This is a genomic window from Gryllotalpicola protaetiae, assembly GCF_003627055.1.
GTDB classification, from domain to species: domain Bacteria; phylum Actinomycetota; class Actinomycetes; order Actinomycetales; family Microbacteriaceae; genus Gryllotalpicola; species Gryllotalpicola protaetiae.
The window spans coordinates 2198023-2221488 of the sequence record NZ_CP032624.1; the positions used below are offsets into that span (position 1 = coordinate 2198023).

The 23466-nt window shown below is 71.1% G+C and carries 23 protein-coding genes; 17 read left to right on the forward strand and 6 right to left on the reverse strand.

Going from position 1 to position 23466, the window contains the following annotated elements; translation table 11 throughout:
- Positions 1-13: 13 nt before the first annotated feature.
- Positions 14-1141, forward strand: coding sequence for an LLM class flavin-dependent oxidoreductase (locus D7I44_RS10770; RefSeq protein WP_120789501.1), 1128 nt, complete (start codon positions 14-16; stop codon positions 1139-1141).
- 94 nt (positions 1142-1235) lie between these two features.
- Positions 1236-1625, forward strand: coding sequence for a four-helix bundle copper-binding protein (locus D7I44_RS10775; RefSeq protein WP_245980253.1), 390 nt, complete (start codon positions 1236-1238; stop codon positions 1623-1625).
- 1 nt (position 1626) lies between these two features.
- Here the strand turns inward: D7I44_RS10775 and D7I44_RS10780 are convergent, their stop codons facing one another.
- Positions 1627-1881, reverse strand: a complete 255-nt coding sequence (locus D7I44_RS10780; RefSeq protein ID WP_120789502.1) for a nuclease — start codon at positions 1879-1881, stop codon at positions 1627-1629.
- Between the two features lie 144 nt (positions 1882-2025).
- Between D7I44_RS10780 and D7I44_RS10785 the strand changes: the two genes are divergently transcribed.
- A complete protein-coding gene (locus D7I44_RS10785; RefSeq protein ID WP_120789503.1) occupies positions 2026-2676 on the forward strand; it encodes an NADPH-dependent F420 reductase in 651 nt (216 codons plus the stop codon).
- 174 nt (positions 2677-2850) lie between these two features.
- On the opposite strand, the gene D7I44_RS10790 is transcribed toward D7I44_RS10785, so the two are convergent.
- The gene (locus D7I44_RS10790; protein WP_120789504.1) at positions 2851-3513 is read right to left on the reverse strand and encodes a TetR/AcrR family transcriptional regulator; all 663 of its coding nucleotides are present in this window, start codon (positions 3511-3513) and stop codon (positions 2851-2853) included.
- Between the two features lie 113 nt (positions 3514-3626).
- Here D7I44_RS10790 and D7I44_RS10795 point away from each other — a divergent pair, with 113 nt between their 5' ends.
- Both D7I44_RS10795 and D7I44_RS10800 read left to right on the forward strand, forming a co-directional pair.
- The gene (locus D7I44_RS10795) at positions 3627-6431 is read left to right on the forward strand and encodes an MMPL family transporter (protein ID WP_120789505.1); all 2805 of its coding nucleotides are present in this window, start codon (positions 3627-3629) and stop codon (positions 6429-6431) included.
- Entirely contained in the window at positions 6432-8315 is a 1884-nt protein-coding gene (locus tag D7I44_RS10800; RefSeq protein WP_120789506.1) for a YhgE/Pip domain-containing protein, read from the forward strand.
- 142 nt (positions 8316-8457) lie between these two features.
- Here the strand turns inward: D7I44_RS10800 and D7I44_RS10805 are convergent, their stop codons facing one another.
- Entirely contained in the window at positions 8458-9492 is a 1035-nt protein-coding gene (locus D7I44_RS10805; RefSeq protein WP_120789507.1) for an LLM class flavin-dependent oxidoreductase, read from the reverse strand.
- A 133-nt stretch (positions 9493-9625) separates the two neighbouring features.
- Between D7I44_RS10805 and sufU the strand changes: the two genes are divergently transcribed.
- Positions 9626-10039 (forward strand): Fe-S cluster assembly sulfur transfer protein SufU, encoded by a 414-nt coding sequence (gene sufU / locus D7I44_RS10810; RefSeq protein WP_120790906.1) that lies wholly within the window; start codon positions 9626-9628, stop codon positions 10037-10039.
- Here sufU and D7I44_RS10815 read toward each other — a convergent pair.
- Positions 10036-10473, reverse strand: a complete 438-nt coding sequence (locus tag D7I44_RS10815; protein ID WP_120789508.1) for a molybdenum cofactor biosynthesis protein MoaE — start codon at positions 10471-10473, stop codon at positions 10036-10038. The genes sufU and D7I44_RS10815 overlap by 4 nt on opposite strands.
- Positions 10474-10590: 117 nt before the next feature.
- Here D7I44_RS10815 and moaA point away from each other — a divergent pair, with 117 nt between their 5' ends.
- The gene (moaA, locus tag D7I44_RS10820) at positions 10591-11658 is read left to right on the forward strand and encodes a GTP 3',8-cyclase MoaA (RefSeq protein WP_120789509.1); all 1068 of its coding nucleotides are present in this window, start codon (positions 10591-10593) and stop codon (positions 11656-11658) included.
- A complete protein-coding gene (locus tag D7I44_RS10825; RefSeq protein ID WP_245979536.1) occupies positions 11651-11911 on the forward strand; it encodes a MoaD/ThiS family protein in 261 nt (86 codons plus the stop codon). Before moaA ends, D7I44_RS10825 begins: the two co-directional genes overlap by 8 nt.
- On the opposite strand, the gene D7I44_RS10830 is transcribed toward D7I44_RS10825, so the two are convergent.
- Both D7I44_RS10830 and D7I44_RS10835 read right to left on the reverse strand, forming a co-directional pair.
- A complete protein-coding gene (locus tag D7I44_RS10830) occupies positions 11908-13044 on the reverse strand; it encodes a ThiF family adenylyltransferase (RefSeq protein ID WP_120789510.1) in 1137 nt (378 codons plus the stop codon). The genes D7I44_RS10825 and D7I44_RS10830 overlap by 4 nt on opposite strands.
- A 33-nt stretch (positions 13045-13077) precedes the next feature.
- The gene (locus tag D7I44_RS10835; protein WP_120789511.1) at positions 13078-14088 is read right to left on the reverse strand and encodes a LysR family transcriptional regulator; all 1011 of its coding nucleotides are present in this window, start codon (positions 14086-14088) and stop codon (positions 13078-13080) included.
- A 123-nt stretch (positions 14089-14211) separates the two neighbouring features.
- Here D7I44_RS10835 and D7I44_RS10840 point away from each other — a divergent pair, with 123 nt between their 5' ends.
- The 9 genes from D7I44_RS10840 to D7I44_RS10880 are packed head-to-tail and all read left to right on the forward strand — an operon-like array spanning position 14212 to position 23451.
- The gene (locus D7I44_RS10840; RefSeq protein ID WP_120789512.1) at positions 14212-15087 is read left to right on the forward strand and encodes an FAD binding domain-containing protein; all 876 of its coding nucleotides are present in this window, start codon (positions 14212-14214) and stop codon (positions 15085-15087) included.
- The gene (locus tag D7I44_RS10845) at positions 15084-15611 is read left to right on the forward strand and encodes a (2Fe-2S)-binding protein (protein ID WP_245979537.1); all 528 of its coding nucleotides are present in this window, start codon (positions 15084-15086) and stop codon (positions 15609-15611) included. Before D7I44_RS10840 ends, D7I44_RS10845 begins: the two co-directional genes overlap by 4 nt.
- Complete coding sequence (locus D7I44_RS10850; protein WP_120789513.1) at positions 15608-18058, forward strand: aerobic carbon-monoxide dehydrogenase large subunit; 2451 nt, start codon at positions 15608-15610, stop codon at positions 18056-18058. The genes D7I44_RS10845 and D7I44_RS10850 overlap by 4 nt, the downstream gene beginning before the upstream one ends.
- Positions 18058-18984: an XdhC family protein gene (locus D7I44_RS10855; RefSeq protein WP_120789514.1), complete on the forward strand. Its 927-nt coding sequence runs from the start codon at positions 18058-18060 to the stop codon at positions 18982-18984. The genes D7I44_RS10850 and D7I44_RS10855 overlap by 1 nt, the downstream gene beginning before the upstream one ends.
- Complete coding sequence (locus D7I44_RS10860; RefSeq protein WP_120789515.1) at positions 18971-19594, forward strand: nucleotidyltransferase family protein; 624 nt, start codon at positions 18971-18973, stop codon at positions 19592-19594. The genes D7I44_RS10855 and D7I44_RS10860 overlap by 14 nt, the downstream gene beginning before the upstream one ends.
- Positions 19585-20496, forward strand: coding sequence for an AAA family ATPase (locus tag D7I44_RS10865; RefSeq protein ID WP_245979538.1), 912 nt, complete (start codon positions 19585-19587; stop codon positions 20494-20496). The genes D7I44_RS10860 and D7I44_RS10865 overlap by 10 nt, the downstream gene beginning before the upstream one ends.
- Entirely contained in the window at positions 20489-21733 is a 1245-nt protein-coding gene (locus D7I44_RS10870; RefSeq protein ID WP_120789516.1) for a vWA domain-containing protein, read from the forward strand. Before D7I44_RS10865 ends, D7I44_RS10870 begins: the two co-directional genes overlap by 8 nt.
- 3 nt (positions 21734-21736) lie before the next feature.
- Entirely contained in the window at positions 21737-22282 is a 546-nt protein-coding gene (locus D7I44_RS10875) for an SRPBCC family protein (RefSeq protein ID WP_120789517.1), read from the forward strand.
- 8 nt (positions 22283-22290) lie between these two features.
- Positions 22291-23451, forward strand: a complete 1161-nt coding sequence (locus D7I44_RS10880) for an XdhC family protein (RefSeq protein WP_120789518.1) — start codon at positions 22291-22293, stop codon at positions 23449-23451.
- Positions 23452-23466 lie beyond the last annotated feature (15 nt).

Below are 23466 nucleotides of genomic sequence, written 5' to 3' on the forward strand. Positions count from 1 at the left end.
GCAAGGAGACGCAGTGAAGGTCATCGGCCTCGACATCATCCCGAACACGCCCGATGCCTCCGGCCGCGTCCCGACGCCCGCAGAGCGCCTCACCCAGACCGTCGAGAACGCGATCCTCTTCGAAGAGCTCGGCTTCGACGGCTTCGCGGTCGGCGAGCGGCATCACCCGCCGTTCCTGTCGAGCGCCCCGCCGGTGGTGCTCTCGCACCTCGCGGCGCTCACCCGGCGCATCCGTCTCTTCACCGGCGTCACGCTGCTCTCGGTGCTCGACCCGGTGCGCGTCGCCGAGGACTACGCGACCGTCGACAACCTGTCGGGCGGCCGCCTCGAGCTGATCATCGGCAAGGGCAACGGGCCCGAGCAGGCTGAGCTGTTCGGCATCGGCCGGCTCGACGCGTGGGACACCATCCGTGAGAACTACCTGCTGCTGCGCAAGATCTGGAGCGAGCAGAAGGTGACATGGGATGCCCCGGCCGGCGTGCCCAGCATCAGGACCGCGCCCCTGCGCGACGCGGAGATCTGGCCGAGGCCGCTGCAGCGGAAGATCCGCATCTGGCACGGCTCGGCCTCGGCCGAGCGCTCGGTCGAGCTCGCCGCCGAGCACGGCGACCCGATCTTCTCGGCGAACGGCTTCAACCCGCTCGAGCACTACGGTCGCCTGATCGACCACTACCGCGCGAAGTGGGCCGAGTTCGGCCGGGACCCGCAGGACGCGCTCGTCGGCGCGGGCCACATCGCGCTCGTCGTGCGGCCGAACTCGCAGGACGCGCGCGAGGCGTTCCGCCCCTCGTACGAGAAGCTGGCCGCGTCGCTGCGCGAGAACGGCAGTCACCAGCTGCCGGGAACCTTCACGCTCTACGAGGACTACGACGACTACCTCGCCCAGAGCTCGGCGCTCGTCGGCAGCCCGCAGGAGGTGCTCGACAAGATCCACCGTTACCAGCAGGCGTTCGGCAACACCGTCATCCACATCAGCGGCCACGGGGGCGAGCTGGGGCAGGAATCCCTGCGCGAGAGTCTCGAGCTGTTCGCCTCCGACGTGCTGCCGGAACTGCGCGTCTCGGTCCCCGACCCTGACTGGCCCGAGCCGGTCGTCGCTGTCGCACGCACCCCCGCGCGGGAATCCATCGCCCTGTCCTAGTGACTCCGGGTCCGGCGACCCGTAACATTTCGTCACATAAGCGGATGCCTTGGCTGCGCACGGGGCCGATGAGACGGAGACCAACGTGGACACGATGGAGATGATGAAGTCCATGCCCATGGGCGGCATGCCTATGGACATGGGCTTGATGCAGGACTGCATTCAGTCGCTCAACGCCTGTTCGATGGCGGCGACGATGTGCGCCGGCGCCGACATGACCGAGATGGACATGGCCAAGTGCACCGCCATGTGCTCGAACATGGCCGACATGGCCGATGCCACGATGCGCATGATGATGCGCCCCGCCGGCATGGACATGGACGTCATGAAGGCGATGCTCATGGCCTGCGTGACGATGGGGAAGGCCTGCGCCGCCGAGTGCCGCATGCACGCCGACATGGCCGACCACTGCCGCTACTGCGCCATGGCCTGCGAGGACATGGTCATGAAGTGCGAGGCCATGATGGCCTCGATGGCCGACTGAGCTAGACGGCGCGCGCCGTCGTCGCCAGCTTCCCCGCGTCGAGGATCTCGGCGACGGGGTGATAGGCCACGGGCTCACCCACGGTGAGTTCGACGGCGTCGAAGACGTCGAACCGCACGGTCGTGCCGTCGAGGAACGCGACGCCGAGCCCGCTGCCGGACGCCTCGATCACGAGGCCGTCGCGCCAGGCGCGGGGCGTGGCCCCTGCCATGGCCCGCTGGATCGGGAGGACTGTCGACGAGATCGTGCGGGACATGGGTTCACCTGCTTCCGGGGGTTCGGTGTGACGACGGTACGTCGCGAGCAGGAGGCCGGCCAAGCGCGCCGGTCGCATTGCGTAACACGCTGACAAACAGCTATCACGGGGAATCCGCGCACCGCTTCGTCGGTTTCCGCGAGCATGACAACTCTCGGATTCGTAGGTGCCGGCCAGATCGGCGGCACCGTCGCCCGCCTCGCGGCCCAGCTCGGTTACAACGTCGTCGTCAGCAACTCGCGCGCGCCTGAGACGCTCGCCGACCTGGTCGCGGAGATCGGGCCCAATGCCCGCGCGGCGTGGGCGGCTGAGGCATCCGCCGCCGCCGATATCGCCTTCGTGTCCATCCCGCTGAAGAACATCTGGCAGCTCGACCCCGCGCCGCTCGCGGGCAAGATCGTGCTCGAGACGAACAACTACTACCCCGCGCGTGATGGGCAGATCGTCGCGCTGGACGAAGAGCGCGCAACCACGACCGGTCTGCTGCAGGAGCACCTGCCCGAGTCGCGTGTCGTGAAGGCGTTCAACCACATCAACTGGCGGCACATCCCGGTGCAGGGGCTGCCGGCCGGTGACCCCGGGCGCCGCGCGCTGGCGATCGCGAGCGACCACGCCGACGCGCTCGAGTTCGCGCGCCGCTTCTATGACGAGCTCGGCTTCGACGCGGTCGACATCGGCTCGGTGGCCGAGAGCTGGCGCGCCGAGCGCGACACCCCGGCCTACGGCCCGCGTCTGACCGCGGCCGAGCTCGAGGCGGCACTGGCGCAGGCCGAGCGCGGCGCCGACGCGGCCTAGTCGGACTTCCGGGCCGATCGGGCGCAATCGGGTCGGTCCGGCGCGCCGCGTCGTCCGAACGTCGCGCCCGATCGGCCCATCTGCGCCCGAGCAGTCCGGCGGCTCGTCCCCGAATCCCTTCCGTGGGGCGCCGGGCAGCGACGGGACGGCGGCCCGCGGCTCCAGCCGGCGCGCTCAGCGCTCGGGCATCCGCTCCGTGAGCACGAGTGCGAGAGCCGCCACGTCGGCGAGGTCGGCGACACTCGGCTGGTCCCCGCCGCCGCTCAGCAGGTGCGTCTTCATCGCCGCCGTGTAGGCCGTGATGAGCAGGCGCGTGGCCTGCTCGGCGGGCAGCAGAAAGCGCACGCCGATGCGCGCGAGTGCCCCTTCGAGCAGGCCGGCGAGCCCGGCCACGACCTCGCGCAGATGCCCTGCGTAGCGCGTCGCGATGTCGCGATCGCGCAGCGCGAGCGCTTCGAACTCCGACTCGAACAGCGCCAGCTTCGAGTCGACGACGGTGAGTCCGAGCACACGCGTCACGATCGTCTCGAGCGCGTCGGCGGTGATCGGATGCCCGGCCGGAAGCGCCTCGGCCAGGATCGCGTCGACCCCGGACTGCAAACCCTCGGAGGCCCGCGTGTACTTGTCGTCGGCGATCGCGAAGAACAGCTCGACCTTGCTGTCGAAGTTGGAGTAGAACGCTCCCCGGGTGAAGCCGGCGCGCTCGGTGATCTGCTCGACCGATGCCGCATTGAGCCCGACCTCCGCGAACACCTCGAAGGCGGCGTCGATCAGCTTCTCGCGGGTGTGCTCGCGGCTGCGCAACGCTGCGCCAGGGGGTTGTTCGGCCGTGCTCATGACCGCACCATCCTCTCAGCGAACTCTCCGATACACCAGTGTATCGAACCGCTACCCTTGCTCCAGGGACTTCGATACAGATGTGTATCGAGCAGGGGCAGGAAGGCTGGCGGATGGCATCCGTTCTCTACGCGTTGGGGCGCTGGATCACCCGGTTCCGCTGGGTCGTGCTGGTCGGCTGGGTCGTCCTGCTGGCGCTCGTCGGCGGCGGCGCCGCACTGTTCAGCAAGGGTTTCGACAACTCCGTTTCGATCCCGGGCACCGAGGCGCAGCAGGCGCTCGACCAGCTGTCGCGTACGTTCCCACAGGTCTCGGGGGCCACCGCGCAGCTCGTTGTGGTCGCGCCCGACGGGTCCAAGGTGACGGATGCCGGGTTCCAGACCGCGCTCGACGACGAGGCCGCTGCCCTCACCAAGCTTCCGGGCGTCTCGTCGGCGACCTCGCCGTTCGACGCCGACGGCGGCCTCGTCTCGAAGGACGGGCGAGCCGGCATCATCTCGATCCAGATGTCGCAGGGCGAGACCGACGTCACCGATGCGCAGAAGGACGCGCTGCAGAGCTCGGCGCACGCGCTCGAGAAGTCGCTGCCCGTCGGCAGCCAGGCGGTGATGGGCGGCTCGCTGTTCTCGACCAGCTTCCCCGCGATCTCGGCCACCGAGGGCATCGGGCTCATCATCGCGATCCTCGTGCTGGTCGTGACGTTCGGCTCGTTCCTCGCCGCAGGGCTGCCGCTGCTGTCGGCGCTGCTCGGCATCGGCGTCTCGATGGCGGCGATCTACCTGCTCACACTGTTCGGCCCGATCACCTCGACGACCCCGATGCTCGCGCTCATGCTCGGCCTCGCGGTGGGCATCGACTACGCCCTGTTCATCATCAGCCGACATCTCGACCAGCGCAGGCACGGCATGGAGTTCCACGAGTCGATCGCCCGCGCCCTCGCGACAGCCGGCTCGGCCGTCGTGTTCGCGGGTGTGACGGTCATCATCGCGCTGCTCGGCCTGGCGGTCGCGAACATCCCGTTCCTCACGACGATGGGCTCGGCGGCCGCGCTCGGCATCGCGGTCGCGGTGCTGATGTCGCTCACGATGGTGCCTGCGCTCTTGGCGTTCTGCGGCCCGCGCCTCGGCGCCCCGCGCCAGAAGCGTGCGCGGGTGAAACCACGTGTCCGCGGGGGAGACGTCTCTCGCGAACCGGTCGTTTCTCCCGCGCACACCGATGACGACGCGTCCGACGCCGTCGTGCCGGAACCTCCCAAGCCCAACCGCTTCTTCCTCGGCTGGGTGCGGGCCGCCACGAAGTGGCCCGTCGTCACGATCGTCGTCGTTGCGGGCATCCTCTCGCTCGCCGTGTTCCCCGCCAGCAAGCTGCGCCTCGACCTGACGGACGCAGGCCAGCTGCCGGCGTCGTCGCCGGCGCGCCAGGCGTACGACCTGATCAGCGACCACTTCGGGCCCGGCTATAACGGCCCCCTGATCGTCACGGGCACGATCGTCACGAGCACCGATCCCGTCGGCCTGATGAGCGACCTCGCCGCCGAGATCAAGAAGCTGCCCGATGTCGCCGCGGTGCCGCTCTCGACCCCGAACCAGACCGCCGACACGGGCATCATCCAGGTGATCCCGAAGAGCGCGCCGACGAGCCAGGCCACGGCAGACCTGGTCAAGAGCATCCGCGACCTCCGCCCGCACCTGCAGGACAAGTACGGCGTCACGATCTCGGTCACCGGCTTCACCGCGCTCGGCATCGACGTCTCCGACCGCCTCGCGGGCGCTCTGCTGCCGTTCGGCGCGCTGGTCGTCGGCCTCTCGCTGATCCTGCTCGCGATGGTGTTCCGCTCGATCGCGGTGCCCGTCAAGGCGACGATCGGCTACCTGTTCAGCGTGGTCGCGTCGCTCGGCGCGGTCTCCGCCGTGTTCGTGCTCGGCTGGGGCGACAAGGCCCTCGGCGTCGAGCAGACCGGGCCGGTCATCTCCTTCCTGCCGATCATCCTGATGGGCGTGCTTTTCGGCCTCGCCATGGACTACGAGGTGTTCCTCGTCAGCCGCATGCGCGAGGAGTGGGTCCACAAAGGCAACGCCAAACGCGCCGTCGAGACCGGGTTCCTCGGCTCGGCGAAGGTCGTCACGGCTGCCGCGATCATCATGTTCGGCGTGTTCGCGTCGTTCTTCCCCGAGGGCGACTCGACCATCAAGCCGATGGCCCTCGGCCTCGCGGTCGGTGTCTTCGTCGATGCGTTCCTCGTGCGCATGACCCTCGTGCCCGCGGTGCTGGCGCTGCTCGGCGAGTGGGCCTGGCGCCTGCCGAAGTGGCTCGACCGCGCGCTGCCGAAGTTCGACATCGAGGGTGAGGGGCTCGAGCGCGAGCTCGCGCTCGCGGATTGGCCGGAAGCGGGCTCCGACCTCGCGCTCGCCGCCGACGGCGTCGGGCTCGGCTCGCCCCGCGGACCGGTGTTCGAGGACTTCTCGGCGCGGGTGCCGCGCGGTGCGGCATCCGTCATCACCGCCCCTGATCCGACCGCGGTGCGCGCCATCATGCTCGCCGTCTCCGGCCGGGCACGCCCCGACTCCGGCACGCTCAAGGTGCTCGGTCACGTGCTGCCCGAGCGCGCCGGTGCGGTGCGCAGACGATCGGCGTATGTCGAGCTCGAGACGGATGCCTCGGCCGGCACCCTGGTCGACGTGCTGCGCCCCGGCCTCGAGCTCGTCGCGCTCGACGGCGTCGACCGCATCACCGACCCCGCCGCGATCGCCGCCCTGCGCCAGACGATCGCCGACCTGGTGAGCGGCGGTGACGGCAGTGACGGCTGGGCGCCCGTGACCGTGCTCATCGGCACGACGCAGCCGTCGCGCGCGCAGGCCCTGTTGCCGGCATCCGCCCGTTCTGTCGCATTCGACTCCGACCTCGCCGAGGTGAAATAAGTGACCTTCCTCACCCAGTTCTCCGAACGCGTCGCGTCGCGTCGCCGCTTGTCGATCGTCTCGATCGTGGGCATCGTGCTCGTGCCGTTCGTCATTGCGGGCGTGCTCGTCTGGGCGCTGTGGAACCCGCAGGAGCGGCTCGACCGCGTGCAGGCCGCGATCGTGAACAACGACCAGCCGGTGACACTCAACGGGCAGACCGTGCCGCTCGGGCGCGAGCTCGCCGCCGGCCTCGTCGGCACGGCGAAGCCCGGTTCTGCCGCGGCCGGCAAGAACTTCTCCTGGGTCATCACCGACAAGGCGGATGCCGCGAGCGGACTCGACTCCGGCCGCTACACCGCCGTCATCACGATCCCGAAGGACTTCTCGGCGGCCGCGACGTCGACCGCCGACGCGGCGAAAGCGCGCAAGGCGACGCTTGAGGTGCAGACCTCGCAGGCGTCGAAGCTGCTCGATGAGACGATCAGCCAGACCGTTGCGACGACGGCCGCGTCGACGCTCGGCTCGCAGCTCACGGCGGCCTACCTCGACAACGTGTACGTCGGCTTCAACACGCTCGGCGCCAAGCTCGGCGAGGCGTCGTCGGGCGCGCAGCAGCTCGCGGCGCAGGGGCCGCAGCTGGCGTCGGGCGCGCAGCAGGCCGCGGCGGGGCAGGCGCAGCTCGCGGCCGGGCAGCAGCAGCTGGCGAACGGGCTCGTGCCGCTCGCGTCGGGGGCGTCGAGCGTCGCGAGCGGTGTCGGCGGTCTTGCGGGCGGCGCGCAGCAGCTGGCGGGTGGAACCCAGCCGCTCATCACGGGTGCGCAGCAGCTCTCAACGGGTCTTGATCAGCTGAGCGCGCAGATCGCTCAGCTGCAGCAGGCCGCGGCGGCGGGTCTTATGACGGGGCCGCAGCTCGCGGCCGCGCTCGGGCAGCTGCAGGGCGGCGTGACCCAGCTCGGCTCCGGCGCGGATCAGCTGGGGGCGGGCGCCGCGCAGCTGGCATCCGGCCTGTCGCAGACCGCCGCCGGTGCGCAGCAGCTCGCGGGCGGCGCGAACTCGGTGGCGTCGGGGCTGTCGCAGACGTCCGACGCGGCGCAGCAGCTGGCCTCGGGCAGCCAGGCCGCCGCGTCCGGCTCGGCGCAGCTCGCCGACGGCATCGGCCAGTACGCCGAGGGAACCGGCACGCTGGCCGACGGCCTCAAAACCGCAGCCGGTTCGATTCCGAGCTATTCGGATGCCGAGCGCAAAGCCCTTTCGACCGTGGTCGCCGACCCGGTCGTCACGAAGTCGGGCGCGACCCTGGGCTTCGGCGCCCTCGCCGCCCCGATCTTCGGGGTGCTTGCCCTGTGGCTCGGCGCGCTCGCATGCTTCATGGTGCTGCGCCCGGTGACGCTCACGGCGCTCGGCTCGCCGCGCTCGTCGCCGAACGTCGCGCTGCGTGGAATGGTGCTGCCCGCGATCATCGGGGCGGTGCAGGGCGTCGCGGTCGCCGGGGCGCTGCAGCCGCTGCTGCAGCTCGACGCTTCCGGTTGGCTCGGCCTCGCCGGCATCGGCGTGCTCACCGGCGTCGCGTTCGCCGCGGTGAACCAGGCCCTCGTCGCCGTGCTCGGGGGAACGGGGCGGTTCGTGTCGATGCTCGTGATCCTGCTCGGGCTTGCGACCGGGCTCGTGGGAACCGCCCCGCAGTTCCTGTCGACGCTCGCATCGTTCACCCCGATCGGGCCGGCGCAGCACCTCGTCGGCGCGGTCGTGCAGGGGCTCGCCGTGTCGGGCGGCGATGTCGTGGCGCTCGTGCTCTGGCTGCTCGGCGCGCTCGCCGCGACGACGCTCGCGGTGGCTCGGGGGCGGATGGTTCCGGCCTCGAAGCTGGTGCGCGCTGCGGCATCCGCCCCGCAGCCCGCGTAGCGGCGTGTCCGGTCGTCACTAAGTCACCCCATTCCGGCCGTTCGGGTGACTTGGCGACGACTGGCAGGCCCGCTCCGCGCCCGGTCGTCAGTTAGTCAGCGAAGGCGCTCTGATCGGGTGACTTTGTGACGACCGAGGGGGGTCAGCTGGAGAGAATATCCCGCACCATCGGGATCACCTTCGTGCCGTACAGCTCGACGGCGTGCGCCGCGGCCGAAGCCGGCACCGAACCCGAGGTGTAAAGCAGGTCGAAGCGCTGCACGCCGAGCTCGCGCACGGTCGCGGCGATGCGTCGCGCGACCGTCTCGGGCGAGCCGACGTAGACCGACCCCGCCGCAGCCTCCTGCTCGAAGTGCTCGCGCGTCACCTCGCCCGCCCAGCCGCGCTCGGCCCCGATCTTGTCGCGCACGCGCTTGAAGCGAGGGAACAGGAGCTCCTTCGCCTCCTCATCGGTGTCGGCGATGAAGCCGGGGGAGTGCACCCCGACCGGCTCGGCCGGCTGCCCCAGCTCGGCGACGGCGCGGTGGTAGAGGTCGATGTACGGCCGGAACCGCCCGGGCGCCCCGCCGATGATGGCGAGCATGAGCCGGAATCCGTATCTCGCCGTACGGATCACGGACTCGGGCGACCCGCCCACCCCGACATAGGTGGTCAACCCGTTCTCGGTCTTGGGGTAGACGTCGGCGTCGGTGAGCGGCGCGCGCGTCTTCCCACGCCAGGTCACCGGCTGCTCGGTGAGCAGCTTCGCCCACAGCCCGAGCTTCTCCTCGAAGAGCAGCTCGTAGTCGGCCAGGTCGTAGCCGAAGAGCGGGAACGACTCGATGAACGAGCCGCGCCCCATGATCACTTCGGCGCGCCCGTTCGAGACCGCGTCGAGCGTCGCGAAGCGCTCGAACACACGCACGGGGTCATCGGACGACAGCACCGTGACGCCCGTGCCCAGCTTGATGCGCGAGGTGCGCCCGGCGATCGTCGCGAGCACGATCTCGGGCGAGCTGATCGCGAACTCCGGCCGGTGGTGCTCGCCGAGGGTGATCGCGTCGACCCCGGCCTGATCGGCGATCACGGCGTGATCGACGATGTCGCGGATGCTTGCCGCATACGTCTTCGTACTGCCGTCGTCGTCTTCGAGCACGTCGCCGAAAGTGTCGAGGCCCAGCACGAGTGAGTCGCTCATGTGACGAATCCTCTCAGGCTTCTCGCCGCCGCAGCCTCTGACGCCGCCTGCGACCGGGCAGGCGCGATGTGCACGGTCGACGTAGCCTGAGAGGGTGAGCGACGACCTCGAAGACCTCTACCGCGAGACGATCATGGATCACGCCCGCGCGCCCCACCACTTCGGGCTGCGCGACGGCGCCGCGGCGGAGTCGCACCAGCTGAACCCGACGTGCGGCGACGAGGTCACCGTGCAGCTGCACGTGAACGCCGCCGGCGACCGGGTCGAGTCGATCAGCTGGGAAGGCCACGGCTGCGCCATCTCGCAGGCGTCGGCCTCGCTGCTCTCCGATCTCGTCGTCGACCTGGCGGCCGCCGATCTCACCCACCGCATCGGTGAGTTCCGCGAGATGATGCGCTCGCGCGGCGCGATCGAGGGCGACGAGGAGTTGCTCGGCGACGCCGTCGTGCTCGGCGGCGCCTCGCGCTACGTTGCCCGCGTCAAGTGCGCGATGCTCTCGTGGGTTGCGGTCGAGGACGCCCTCGCGAAGCTGCCCCAGATCGCCTAGAGCCCGACCCACTCGCTGACACCATCGGCGAACCGCTGCCGTTTCCAGATCGGCACGCGGTGCTTGATCTGCTCGACGAGCTCGGCGCACGCCTCGAACGCCTCGCGCCGATGGGGCGCGGCGACGGCGGCGACGAGCGCGGTGTCGCCGATCTCGAGCGAGCCGACCCGATGAATCGCGGCGACTCGCAGCCCGGTCGAGGCGGCGACCTCGCGGCAGCACTCGGCGATGAACCGCTCGGCCTCAGGGTGCGCCTGGTATTCGAGTGCGCTCACATCTCGGCCGCCGTCGTGGTCGCGCACGACTCCGGCGAAGCTCACGACGGCACCGTTGCCGGATGCCCGCACGAACGCCTCGACCTCGTCGATGGCGATCGGCTCGGCGCTGATCCCGCTGAGGACCTCGGGTGCGGCATCCGTTCGCGAATCGGTCACGCGCCCCAGGCTAATCCGCGTGCGCGGGTGAAACGACGCTTCCGCGCGAGACGCGTCTCATGCGCACACGTCACTTCCCCCGCGCACGCGTGCGCACGCCGGGTTATGGTGGCCCACATGACGTCGATTGCGCTGGGGATGCCGCAGCTGCGACGCGACCCCCGCGCTCTGCCGCCCACCGCGGGCCGCCCCGACACCCCTGAGCTCATCGACCGCTTCGGGCGGGTCGCGCACGACCTGCGCGTCTCGGTCACCGAGAAGTGCTCGCTGCGCTGCACCTACTGCATGCCCGAGCAGGGGCTGCCGACCATTGCGCGCGACGACCTGCTCACCGCACCGGAGATCGGGCGCCTCGTCGGCGTCGCCGTGCGTGAGCTCGGCATCCGCGAGGTGCGCTTCACGGGCGGTGAGCCGCTGATGCGCGCCGACCTCGTCGACATCATCGCGGAGAGCCGCGCCGCCGCGCCGAGCGCCGAGTTCTCGATCACGACCAACGGCATCGGCCTCGACCACCGCCTGCCGGCGCTGCTCGCCGCAGGCCTCGATCGAGTCAACATCTCCCTCGACACGGTGAACCCCGAGCACTTCGCGAAGCTGACGCGACGCGATCGTCTCGAGTCGGTGCTCGCAGGCATCCGCGCAGCAAAGAAAGCCGGCATCTCGCCGCTGAAGCTCAACGCCGTGATGATGCGCGAGACGCTCGGCGACGCTCCGCAGCTGCTCGCATGGGCGCTCGAGAACGGCGCGCAGCTGCGCTACATCGAGCAGATGCCGTTGGATGCCGACCACAACTGGGCCCGCGACCACATGGTCACCGCGGCCGACCTCATCGCCGTGCTGAGCGAGCACTTCGAGCTCACCGAGATCGGCCGTGACGACCCGTCATCGCCCGCCGAGGAGTGGCTCGTCGACGGCGGCCCCGCCACGCTCGGCATCATCGCCTCCGTGACGCGCACGTTCTGCGAGTCGTGCGACCGCACCCGCATCACGGCGGAGGGCACGGTGCGCTCGTGCCTGTTCGGCGACGACGAGACCGACCTGCGTGCGCTGCTGCGGGGCGGTGGGACGGACGCCGACCTCGCGGACTTCTGGCGCGCGGCGATGTGGAACAAGCAGGCAGGGCACGGCATCGCGCTGCCCGGGTTCGAGCCGCCAGTGCGGTCGATGGGGGCGATCGGTGGCTGAGGCTGTGCCTGTTGTAATCCAGGTGCGCTACTTCGCCGCGGCGGCTGAGGCGACCGGGGTCGAGACCGAGCCTGTGACCGTCGAGCCGGCGACGCTCGGTGCCCTGCAGGACGCCCTGCTCGAGCGTTACGGCGAGCCGATGCGGCGGATTCTGCGCTCGGGCTCGTTCCTCGTCGGCGGCGTCGTGCGCCGCGCACGCGACACGGCCCTGTCGGGCACGGTCGACGTGCTCCCGCCCTTCGCCGGCGGCTAGTACCTCGGAATCGACGCGTCGACCTCGCGGGACCACGCGTCGATGCCGCCCGCGAGCGAGGTCGCGTTCTCGAAGTCGATCGAGCGCAGCAGGTCGCGGGCCTGCGCCGAGCGGACGCCGGAGTGGCAGTAGATCACCGTCGGCGCCGCAGGGTCGAGCTCCTGCCATCGCGCCGGAAGGTCTCGCAGCGGGATCAGCACGGCACCGTCGATCGAAGCGAGCTCTGCCTCCCACGGCTGCCGGACGTCGACGAGCTGGAACGCCTCGCCGCCCTCGCGCAGCGCGGCGAGCGCCGCCGGGGTGATCTCATCGGGGACGTCGTCGGGTGAGGCCATGTCAGCTGAGTCCGTTTCTTCCTGAGCGGGCGCCAGCCCGCAGAACCGTTCGTAGTCGATGAGCTCGCCCACGGGCATCCGCTCGGGGTCGCGGTCATACGAAAGCTCGCGGAATCCGCCGCCGCGCGCATCGTACGCGACCACGCGGCCGAGCAGCGGCGACCCGATCCCGGTGATCAGCTTGACGGCCTCTGACACGAGCAGCCCGCCGACCACGGCGCACACAGAGGGCAGCACTCCGGCCTCGGCGCACGACGGCACGGTGCCCGGCTCGGGCGGCACGGGGAACAGGTCGCGGTAGGTCGGGCCCTGCGCGTCCCACGAGATGCCGACCTGGCCGCCGAACTGGTGCACGGCGCCCCACACCGACGGGATGCCGGCGAGCGTCGCCGCGTCGTCGACGAGATACCTCGTCGGGAAGTTGTCGCTGCCGTCGACCACGAGGTCGTAGGCGCCGAACAGCTCGAGCGCGTTCGCCGACGACAGCCGGTCGAGGTGCGCCCGCACGGTCACCTCGGGGTTCAGCTCGCGCAGCCGGGCGGCGGCGCGCGCCGCCTTCGGGGCGCCGACGTCGTACGGCGCATAGAGCGTCTGGCGGTGCAGGTTCGTCGTGTCGACCACGTCGTCGTCGACGATGCCGATCGTGCCGACGCCCATCGCGGCGAGCTGCGGCAGCACCGCGCTGCCGAGACCGCCTGCGCCGATCACGAGCACCCGCGCCGAGCCGAGCGCGGCCTGCCCGCCCGCGCCGAAGCCGGGCAGCATCAGCTGGCGGGAGTATCGGGCGAGGTCGGCCATTCCTCGATTCTCACACCGCGTGCGCCATCCCGGTCAGCTCCACAGCGCGACGTGGAACTTGTTGCCGCGGCGCGACAGTCCGCGCGAACCCGTCTGGGACACGATCGCGGTCGTCGCCGCGGCCGTCGTCACGAAACGTTGCAGCGAGCGCGATTCCGCGGTCGCCCGGCCGCCGTCGAGCGTCGTCGCCCACCACATGCCGGCGATCGGGGTGTCGGCGACCGTGAGGCGCACGAGGTCGGCGTCGCCGGCATCCGGCCCCGCGGCTGCGCCCGCACCTGCCGGAGGCTCCGCGACCCGCCGCCCGGCCACGTGACGCAGCGCGAGCATGACGCCCTCGCCGCCGGCGACGGCCGCCAGGGCATCCGTCTCACTCGTCAGCTCGACCACCTCGGGCAGCGCGGGCAGCCGGCCGAACCAGCGGCCCTCCTCCGTCGACGGCTCGAAACTGCCGGGCCCGGCGAACCACGGCACGGCGAGCAGGCGTGCGAGCGGCACGGGTCCGCGAGAAGCGGCGAGCGGATGCCTGCGCGAGACCACCATCACGCGCTGGTACTTGAAGAACGGCACCACCTCGAGCCCGGCGCTCGCCGCAAGTGCGGGCCGCGCGCCGAGCGCGATGTCGTAGGCGCGCTCGCGCAGCAGCGTCGCGATGTCGTCGGCGACCTCGACGATCACGTCGACGGAGTCGGACTTCATCCACTTGCCGAACAGGTCGAACACCCTTCCGGCCGCATGCTCGGCGAACGCCGCCGTCGCGAGCACGCGCAGCTCGGACCCGGACGTTCCCGCGTGCGCGACATCGCGCCGCGTCGCCTCGGCGAGCCCCACCATCTCGCCCGCGCGCTCGGCGAGCGCCCGCCCACCGGGGGTCAGCGTGATGCCCGTCGACGAGCGCCGGAACAGCGGGTCGCGCAGCTCGGCGCGCAGGGCGGCGACGGCCGACGACACCGCCGGCTCACTGATCCCGAGAGCGGCTGCGGCGGCTCGAAGCGACCCGAGGCGGGCCACGAGAGCGAACGTCCGCAGCTGGCTCAGCGTCATTGCCACAGCCTGATAACCCTTCGCTTATGTCGATGTTGACACTCCCATTCGCCGGGGGCAACGTATGCCGCAGCGAACCAGGCGGTTGGTCCGCTCGCAGCGCAGCGACGAAAGGGGACCGCCATGCAGATTCCGGCGCCGTTCGACTATGCGAGGGCGGCGAGCGTCGATGAGGCGGTCGCGTTGCTCGCACGGTACGGCGAGGATGCCCGGCTGATCGCCGGCGGCCACAGCCTGCTTCCGATGATGAAGCTGCGGTTGGCCCGACCGGAGTGGCTGATCGACATCAACGCACTCGACGAGCTCGACTTCATCCGCCGCGACGGCAACCGGCTGCGGATCGGCGCGCTCACCCGCCACCGCACGCTGCTCGATTCCGACGAGGTGCGCGCGCTGTTCCCGATCATCACGGACGCCGAACGCGTCGTCGCCGACCCGGTCGTGCGCAACCGCGGGACCATCGGCGGGTCGCTGTGTCAAGCGGACCCCGCCGAGGACCTCTCGACCGTCTGCACGGTGCTCGGCGCAGAGGCCGTGATCCACGGCGCGAACGGCGACCGGGTGATCGGCATGGAGGACTTCCACCGCGGCCCGTACGAGACCGCGGTCGAGTTCGACGAGATGCTGACCGAGGTGCGGCTCCCGATCCGCGAGCGGAGCTCCAGCGCCTACGAGAAGGTCGAGCGTCGCGTCGGCGACTGGGCCGTGGCGGCGGCCGGCGCCGGCGTGACGCTCGCCGAGGACGGCACGATCGCCGACATCGCGATCGGGCTGACCGCGGTGGGGGTAGAGACGAGGGTGGCCGACGCGGAGGCGGTGCTGCGCGGCAGGCATCCGTCTGATGAGTTGATCGCCCAAGCCGGGCAGGCGGCCGCGCGCGCAGCCGAGCCGCTCGCCGACCAGCGCGGCTCGGAGGAATACAAGCGCCACCTCGCCGACGCGCTCACCCAGCGAGTTGTGAGGCGCTCCATCGCGAGAATTCAGACAACAGGAGCATGACGATGCATGTGACGATGACGGTCAACGGCAGCGAGGTCGAGCGCGACATCGAGCCGCGGGTGCTGCTCGTGCACTTCCTGCGCGAGGACCTGGGGCTCACGGGCACCCACTGGGGCTGCGACACGTCCAACTGCGGCACCTGCGTCGTGCAGCTCGACGGCGAGCCGGTGAAGTCGTGCACGGTGCTCGCCGCGATGGCCGACGGACACACCGTGAAGACGGTGGAGGGCCTCGAGCAGGGCGGGCAGCTCGACCCGATCCAACAGGGCTTTATGGAGGAGCACGGGCTGCAGTGCGGTTTCTGCACCCCCGGCATGATGCTCACGGCCCGGGCCCTGCTCGACCGCAGCCCGAACCCCAGCGAGGGCGAGATCCGCGAGGCGATCTCGGGCCAGATCTGCCGCTGCACGGGCTACGCGACGATCGTGCGGGCCGTGCAGTGGGCGGCGGAGCATGAGGGCGCGGATGCCGCGGGCGGCGGCCCTACCAACGGACAGCTCGAGACCGAGGGGGCGCACGCATGACCATCATCGACGAGCCGAAGACCGGCGAGAAGGTCGACGCAGCCGACCTCGGCTACGAGCACGGCCGTGGTCACGCTCACAACCACGCGGCGGGCGACACCGACCGTCCGGTCGGCTTCGGCCGGCTGCAGCGCAAAGAGGACCCGCGCTTCGTGCGCGGCCAGGGCAACTACACCGACGACGTCGTGCTGCCGGGGATGCTGCACGGGGCGATCCTGCGGTCGCCGGTCGCCCACGCGCGCATCGTCTCGATCGACGTCAGCGAGGCGCTCGCCCGCCCCGGCGTGCGCGCGGTGCTGACCGGCAAGGACCTCGAACCGCTGAAGCTCGCCTGGATCCCGACGCTGTCGTACGACGTGCAGGCCGTGCTCGCGACCGACAAGGTGCGCTTCCAGGGGCAGGAGGTCGCGTTCGTCATCGCCGACGACCGCTACGCCGCCCGCGACGCGCTCGAGTCGATCGACGTCGAGTACGACATCCTGCCGCCGCTCGTCGACGCTCGGCACGCGCTCGACGCCGACGCGCCGCTCATCCGCGACGACCTCGAGGGTCGAACGGACAACCACATCCAGGACTGGGAGTGCGGCGACAAGGCTGCGACCGACGCGGTGTTCGCGAAGGCCGAGGTCGTCGTCACGCAGGAGGTCGTGTACCCCCGCGTGCACCCGGCCCCGATGGAGACCTGCGGCGCCGTCGCCGACTTCAACCCGGTCTCGGGCGACCTGACCCTCTACGAGACGAGCCAGGCGCCGCACGCGCACCGCACGGTGATCGCCATGGTCTCGGGCATTCCCGAGCACAAGATCCACCTGATCTCGCCCGACATCGGCGGCGGCTTCGGCAACAAGGTCGGCATCTACCCGGGGTACGTGCTCGCCATCGTGGGGTCGATCGTCACGGGGCATCCGGTCAAGTGGATGGAGGACCGCTCGGAGAACCTCATGTCGACGTCGTTCGCCCGCGACTACATCATGCAGGGCGAGATCGCGGCGACCCGAGACGGCAAGCTGCTGGGGCTGCGGGCCGACGTGCTCGCCGACCACGGCGCGTTCAACGGCGTCGCCCAGCCGACCAAGTTCCCGGCGGGCTTCTTCAACCTGTTCCCCGGCAGCTACACGTGGGAGGCCGTGCACGGCAAGGTCACCTCGGTCTACACCAACAAGGCGCCGGGCGGCGTGGCGTATGCCTGCTCCTTCCGCGTCACCGAGGCGGTCTACTTCGTCGAGCGCATGATCGACCGGCTCGCCATCGAGCTCGACATGGACCCGGCGGAGCTGCGGCTCAAGAACTTCATTCCGGCGTCCGCCTTCCCGTACGACAACAAGGCCGGCTTCGAGTACGACTCCGGCGAGTACGAGAAGACCATGCGGCACGCCATGAAGCTGATCGGCTACGACGAGCTGCGCCGCGAGCAGCAGGAGAAACGGACGCGCGGTGAGCTCATGGGCATCGGCATCTCGTTCTTCACGGAGGGCGTCGGCGCCGGCCCCCGGAAGCACATGGACATCCTCGGGCTCGGAATGGCCGACGGGGCGGAGCTGCGCATCCACCCGACGGGCAAGGCGGTCGTGCGCATCTCTGTGCAGACGCAGGGGCAGGCGCACGAGACGACGTTCGCCCAGATCGTCGCGGAGGAGATCGGGATCCCCCCTGAGGACATCGAGGTGGTGCACGGCGACACCGACCGCACCCCGTTCGGCCTCGGCACCTACGGCAGCCGCTCGACCCCGGTGAGCGGCGCGGCCGTCGCGCTCGTCACGCGGAAGGTGCGCGACAAGGCGCGGCTCATCGCGGCGGCGATGCTCGAGACCCGGCCTGAGGACCTCGAGTGGGAGAAGGGTCGCTGGTTCGTCAAGGGCGACCCGAGCGCGGGGAAGACGATCCAGGAGATCGCCCTCGCGGCCCACGGCACCATGCAGCTGCCCGACGGCGTCGACGGCAACCTCGACGCCGAGGTCACCTACGACCCGCCGAACCTCACCTACCCCTACGGCGCCTACTTCTGCGTCACCGACATCGACAAGGACACCGGCAAGGTGACCGTGCGCCGCTTCCTCGCCGTCGACGACTGCGGCACCCGCATCAACCCGATGGTCATCGAGGGGCAGGTGCACGGCGGCCTCACCGACGGCATCGGCATGGCGCTCATGGAGATCATCGAGTTCGACTCCGACGGGAACAACCTCGGCGGCTCGTTCATGGACTACCTGATCCCCACCGCGATGGAGGTGCCCGACTGGGAGACCGGCTTCACCGTCACCCCGTCGCCGCACCATCCCATCGGCGCGAAGGGAATCGGCGAGTCCGCGACCGTCGGCTCGCCCGCTGCGATCGTCAACTCGGTCATCGACGCGCTGCGCCCCCTCGGCGTGACCGCGATGGACATGCCGTGCACGCCCGCGCGCGTCTGGGATGCGATGCAGGGCCACGCGAAGGCGCCGATCTGATGACGGCGCTCCAGGCGGTGACCACCCGGCAGCGCGAGCTCGAAGAGCAGCGCCAGGCCTTCGTGCGCGCCACCGTCGTGCGCACCCAGCACCCGACGAGCGCCCGCGCAGGCGACGTGGCGGTCGTCGACGCGCTCGGGGCGATGACGGGCTTCGTCGGGGGGACGTGCGTCGAGGCATCCGTTCGCGAGTTCAGCCTGCACGCGCTCGAGACCGGCGAGCCGGTGCTGCTGCAGGTGCGGCCGGGCGACGTCGGGCGCACCGAGCTCGAAGGCGCCGTCGAGGTGCACAACCCGTGCCTGTCCGGCGGCTCGATCGACGTGTTCCTCGAGCCGATCGTGCCCGCCGCGCACGTGGTCGTCGTCGGCGGCTCGCCCGTCGCGCAGGCGCTGGCCCGGCTCGGCGCAGACGTCGGCTTCGAGATGGAACTCGCCGACGGCGAGTCGTGGGAGCCGAGCGAGACGGATGCCGCACTGATCGTCGCTTCGCACGGGAGGGGAGAGGAGCCGGCGCTCGAGCGGGCGCTCAGCGCCGGCATCCCCTATATCGGCCTGGTCGCGAGCGGCAAGCGCGGTGCGGCCGTCGTCGGCTCGCTGAACGTGCCCGACGAGCTGCGGCAGCGGGTGCACACGCCCGCCGGTCTGCGGCTCGGCGGCTCGGCGCCCGGCGAGATCGCGCTCGGGGTGCTCGCCCAGCTCGTGCAGGTGCGGTCGACGACGGAGGAATCCGACGTCGCCGCCGGTCGGCTGGGCGACGCGCCGGATGCGAGCCACGTCACCACAGCCCACGACCCCGTCTGCCACATGACGGTCGTCGCCGCAGGCTCCACGCCGCACGCCGAGATCGACGGCGTGACCGTGTGGTTCTGCTCAGACGGCTGCAAGTCCGCCTTCCTCAGCGATCCGAGTGCCTATGCCGTCGCGTGAGCCACGCTTCGCGGCGCTCGTGCTGGCAGCCGGCGGCTCGTCCCGCCTGGGCCGCCCGAAGCAGTTGCTGCCGTACGGCGACGGTGTTCTGCTCGACGCCGTGCTCGATCTCGCGCGGGGGCTGCCGTTCCGGCAGCGCATCCTCGCCCTCGGCGGCTACGCGGATGAGGTGCGCGCGGTCGTCGACACCGACGGCTTCCAGGTCGTGATGAACGACGACTACACGAGCGGCTGTTCGTCGTCGATCGCGGCGGCGGTCGCCGCGGTGCGCGACGACATCGACGGGGTCGTGATGCTGCTCGGCGATCAGCCGGGGGTGCGCGCCGAGACGATCGCCGCCGTGCTCGCGGGGCGCGGCAGCGCGCCGATCGCAGTGACGCGCTACGACGACGGCATCGGGCATCCGTTCGTCCTGTCACGCGCGACGTTCGCGGCGCTCGGCGCGCTGCGGGGCGACCGCGGCGTGTGGAAGCTCGTCGACCGGCTCGGCGCGGCGGTGGCGCGGGTGCGGGTCCCTGGGCCGGTGCCGCGCGACGTCGACACGGAAGAGGACTACCGCGCGCTGCTCGCGGTGGGAGGGCCGGCCGCGGAGCCGGCGGCGTGCCTGTGAGCGCGCCCGATGCCGCCCTCGAGGCGCTCGTCCCCGACCGCGCCGCGCTCGCCGCAGGGCTCGACGCGGGGGGCTACCTGGCCGACGACGGCCTGCTCACCGCCCTCTTCCTCGCGGTGCGCATGCGGCAGCCGCTGCTCCTCGAAGGCGAGGCGGGAGTCGGCAAGACCGAGGCGGCGAAGTCGCTCGCCGCGCTGCTCGACACGCCCCTCTTCCGGCTGCAGTGCTATGAGGGCATCGACGCGGGCGAGGCCCTCTACGAGTGGAACTACCAGCGCCAGCTGCTCGCGATCCGCGTCGCGGAGGCACGCGACGAGCCGCTCGCCGACGACGACCTGTTCACCTCCGACTACCTCCTGCGCCGCCCGCTGCTTCAGGCGATCGAGCACACGGGCCCGCGCCCCGCGGTGCTGCTGCTCGACGAGATCGACCGGGCCGACGCCGAATTCGAGGCGTTCACCTTCGAGGCGCTGGCCGAGGGGTCGGTCACGGTCCCCGAGCTCGGCACGATCCGCGGCGCGCAGCGTCCGATCGTGGTCCTGACCTCGAACCGCACGCGCGAGCTGCACGACGCGCTCACCCGTCGCTGCCTGTACCACTGGATCGATTTCCCCGACCCGCAGCGCGTGCTCGACATCGTGCGCCGCCGGGTGCCGTCGGCCTCAGAGCCGTTGGTCGTGCAGACGGCGACCGCGATCGCGCGGCTGCGCTCGCTCGACCTCGTGAAGCCGCCGGGCGTCGCCGAGCTCATCGACTGGGTCTCCGCGTTCACGGTCCTCGGCGTGGGTCGGCTCGATGACGAATCCGTCGCCCTCACCTGGGGCGCGGTGATCAAGAATCGCGACGACCTCGAGCTCGTCGCCGCGCGCGGTGCCGACTACCTGGTGACGACGGATGCCTGAGCCGCCCGCCGCCCCCACCGACACGCGCACCTTCGCCGTCGACACCGCAGCGTTCTCCGTGGCGTTCGCCGCAGCGCTCCGCCGCGCGGGTGTGCCGGTCACGCCGGACCGTTCGGCGTGGCTCGTCGAGGCGCTGCGGCTCATCCCCCCGCGCACGCGCAGCGAGCTGTACTGGTCGAGCCGGGCGGTGCTCGTCACCGCGCACGAGCAGCTCCGGCGCTTCGACGCGGTGTTCGACGCCGTCTTCGGCGGCGCCGCCGACCTCAGCGACTCGCGCGGCGACCCGAACGCCCCGAGCTCCGACGTGATCCGTCGTCGCACGGCGGTCGACTGGCGTCCGCTCGCCCCCAGCTCGACGCAGACGAGCGACGGGCCGACTCCGCCCGCGTCGCCAGGTGACGGCGACGGCGATGGCGACAACGCCGCCCGCACCGATGCGCTGCTTCTCGCGACGAGCCCGGAGGAGCGCCTGCACGAGACGTCGTTCGCCGCTCTCGACGAAGACGAGCTCGCCCGTATGCGGCGCCTCGCCGAAGCGCTCGTGCTCGCGACGCCGCTGCGCCCCGGCCGCCGCGAGCGTCGCTCGCCTCGCGAGCGCGACCGCCTCGACCTGCGCCGCACCCTGCGCGCTGCGCACCGCACCGGTGGCGACCCCGTGCGCCTGCTGCGCACGAGCCCGCGTCCGACGCCCCGGCGGCTCGTCATCCTCTGCGATGTGTCCGCGTCGATGGAGCCGTACACGCGCGCGTTCCTCTCTTTCATGCAGGCCGCCGTCGTCACGAGCCGCGCCGAGGCCTTCGTCTTCGCGACGCGGCTCACCCGCCTCACGCGCCAGCTCGCCGTTCGCGACCCCGACCTCGCCCTCGATCGCGCCACGGGCGGCGCGCAGGACTGGGCGGGCGGCACGCGTCTCGCCGACGGCATCCGCTCGTTCATCGACGAGCACGGCAGGCGCGGCGCGGCGCGCGGCGCCGTGGTGGTCGTGATCTCGGACGGGTGGGCGCAGGACGACCCCGCAGACATCGGGCGGCAGATGGCCCGCCTCGCGCGCCTCGCCCACCGCATCGTGTGGGTGAACCCACGCAAGGCGGCGCCCGGCTATCAGCCGCTCACGGGCGGCATGGCAGCTGCGCTGCCGTACTGCGACGCGTTCGTGAGCGGGCACAGCTTCGCCGCGCTGCAGGAGCTCGTCCGCGTCATCGCGGACGACGAAACGGATCAGAAGAGAAGGACGTGAGTGATGGATCTGGACAGCAGCTTCAAGGTCGAGGCGCCGATCGACGAGGTGTGGGCGACGGTGATGGACGTCGAACGGGTGGCCACCGCGGTACCCGGTGCCGAGTTGACCGAGAAGCTCTCCGACACCTCGTACAAGGGGCTCGTGAAGGTCAAGGTCGGGCCGCTCAGCATGCAGTACCGCGGGCAGATCGAGCTCGTCTCGCGCGACGACGCCGCGCATGTCGCGACCTTCAAGGGCAAGGGGCAGGAGAAGGCAGGGCAGGGAACGGCCGAGGGCACGGCGACGGTGACGCTCACCGAGGACGAGGGAGTGACCACCGGCGTTGTGCACGGCGATCTCGCGCTCTCGGGCAAGGCGGCCGCGATGGGCAAAGGTGTGATCAACACGGTGTCGCAGCAGATCATGAAGGTGTTCGCCGGCAACCTGCAGAGCATGCTCTCTGGGGGCGACGCGTCGACGGGGGAGACTGCGGGCGGCGCGATCAACGGCGCGTCGCTGATGGTCGGTGCGATCGGCTCGATGTTCCATCGGGAGAAGAAGGAGTAGGAACAGCCATGCGCGATGTGATCGACCCGCTGCTGCGGGCCTGGCGCTCGGGGGAGACCGCCGGGCTGGTCACGGTCGTGCGCACCTTCAACTCGGCGCCCCGCGACCCGGGCGCCGCCATGCTCGTCACCGCCGACGGTGCGGCGGCAGGCTCGGTGTCCGGCGGGTGCGTCGAGGGCGCCGTGTACGAATTGGCGACGGATGCCATCACCGGTGCCGCCCCTCTGCTCGAGCGCTACGGGGTGAGCGACGACGATGCGTTCGCCGTGGGGCTCAGTTGCGGCGGCATCATCGACGTGTTCGTGGAGCCGGTCTCCCGGGCCCGGTTCCCTGAGCTGGAATCCGTCGCCGCCGATCTCGAGGCGGACCGCCCCGTCGCGGTCGCGACGATCATCGAGCACCCCGACGCCTCGCGGGTGGGGCTGCGCCTCATCGTGCGGCCCGACTCGATCGAGGGCACGCTCGGCTCGCCCGTCGCCGACATGCGCGTCGGCGACGACGTGCGGGGGATGCTGGCACAGGGCCGCACCGAGACGCTGGGTTTCGGGCCTGAGGGCGAGCGCATGGGCTCCGGCATGAGGGTGTTCGTGAACAGCTTCGCGCCCGCACCGCGCATGCTCGTCTTCGGGGCCATCGATTTCGCGTCCGCGCTCGCTCGGCTCGGCACCTACCTCGGCTATCGCGTCACGGTGTGCGACGCGCGCCCGGTGTTCGCGACACCCGCTCGCTTCCCCGAGGTCGACCAGGTCGTCGTCGACTGGCCGGCGCGTTACCTCGAGGGAGAGATCGAGGCCGGTCGCATCGACGGCCGCACCGTGATCTGCGTGATGACCCACGACCCGAAGTTCGACGTGCCGCTGCTCATGACGGCGCTGCGCGGCCCCGAGGTCGCGTACGTCGGGGCGATGGGCTCGCGGCGCACCCATGACGATCGCGAGCGCCGGCTGCTCGAGGCAGGGCTCACGGAAGCCGAGCTCGCCAGGGTGCGCAGCCCCATCGGCCTCGACCTGGGTGCCCGTACCCCGGAGGAGACGGCGATCTCGATCGCCGCGCAGATCATCGCGGCGCGCTGGGGCGGCTCGGGCGGCGAGCTCGCTGAGGCGTCGGGCCCGATCCACCGCCAATCCCCCGCCTCGGTCGTCACGAAGTCGCCGACAGAGGTCGGATAAGCCCACTTTTCGACG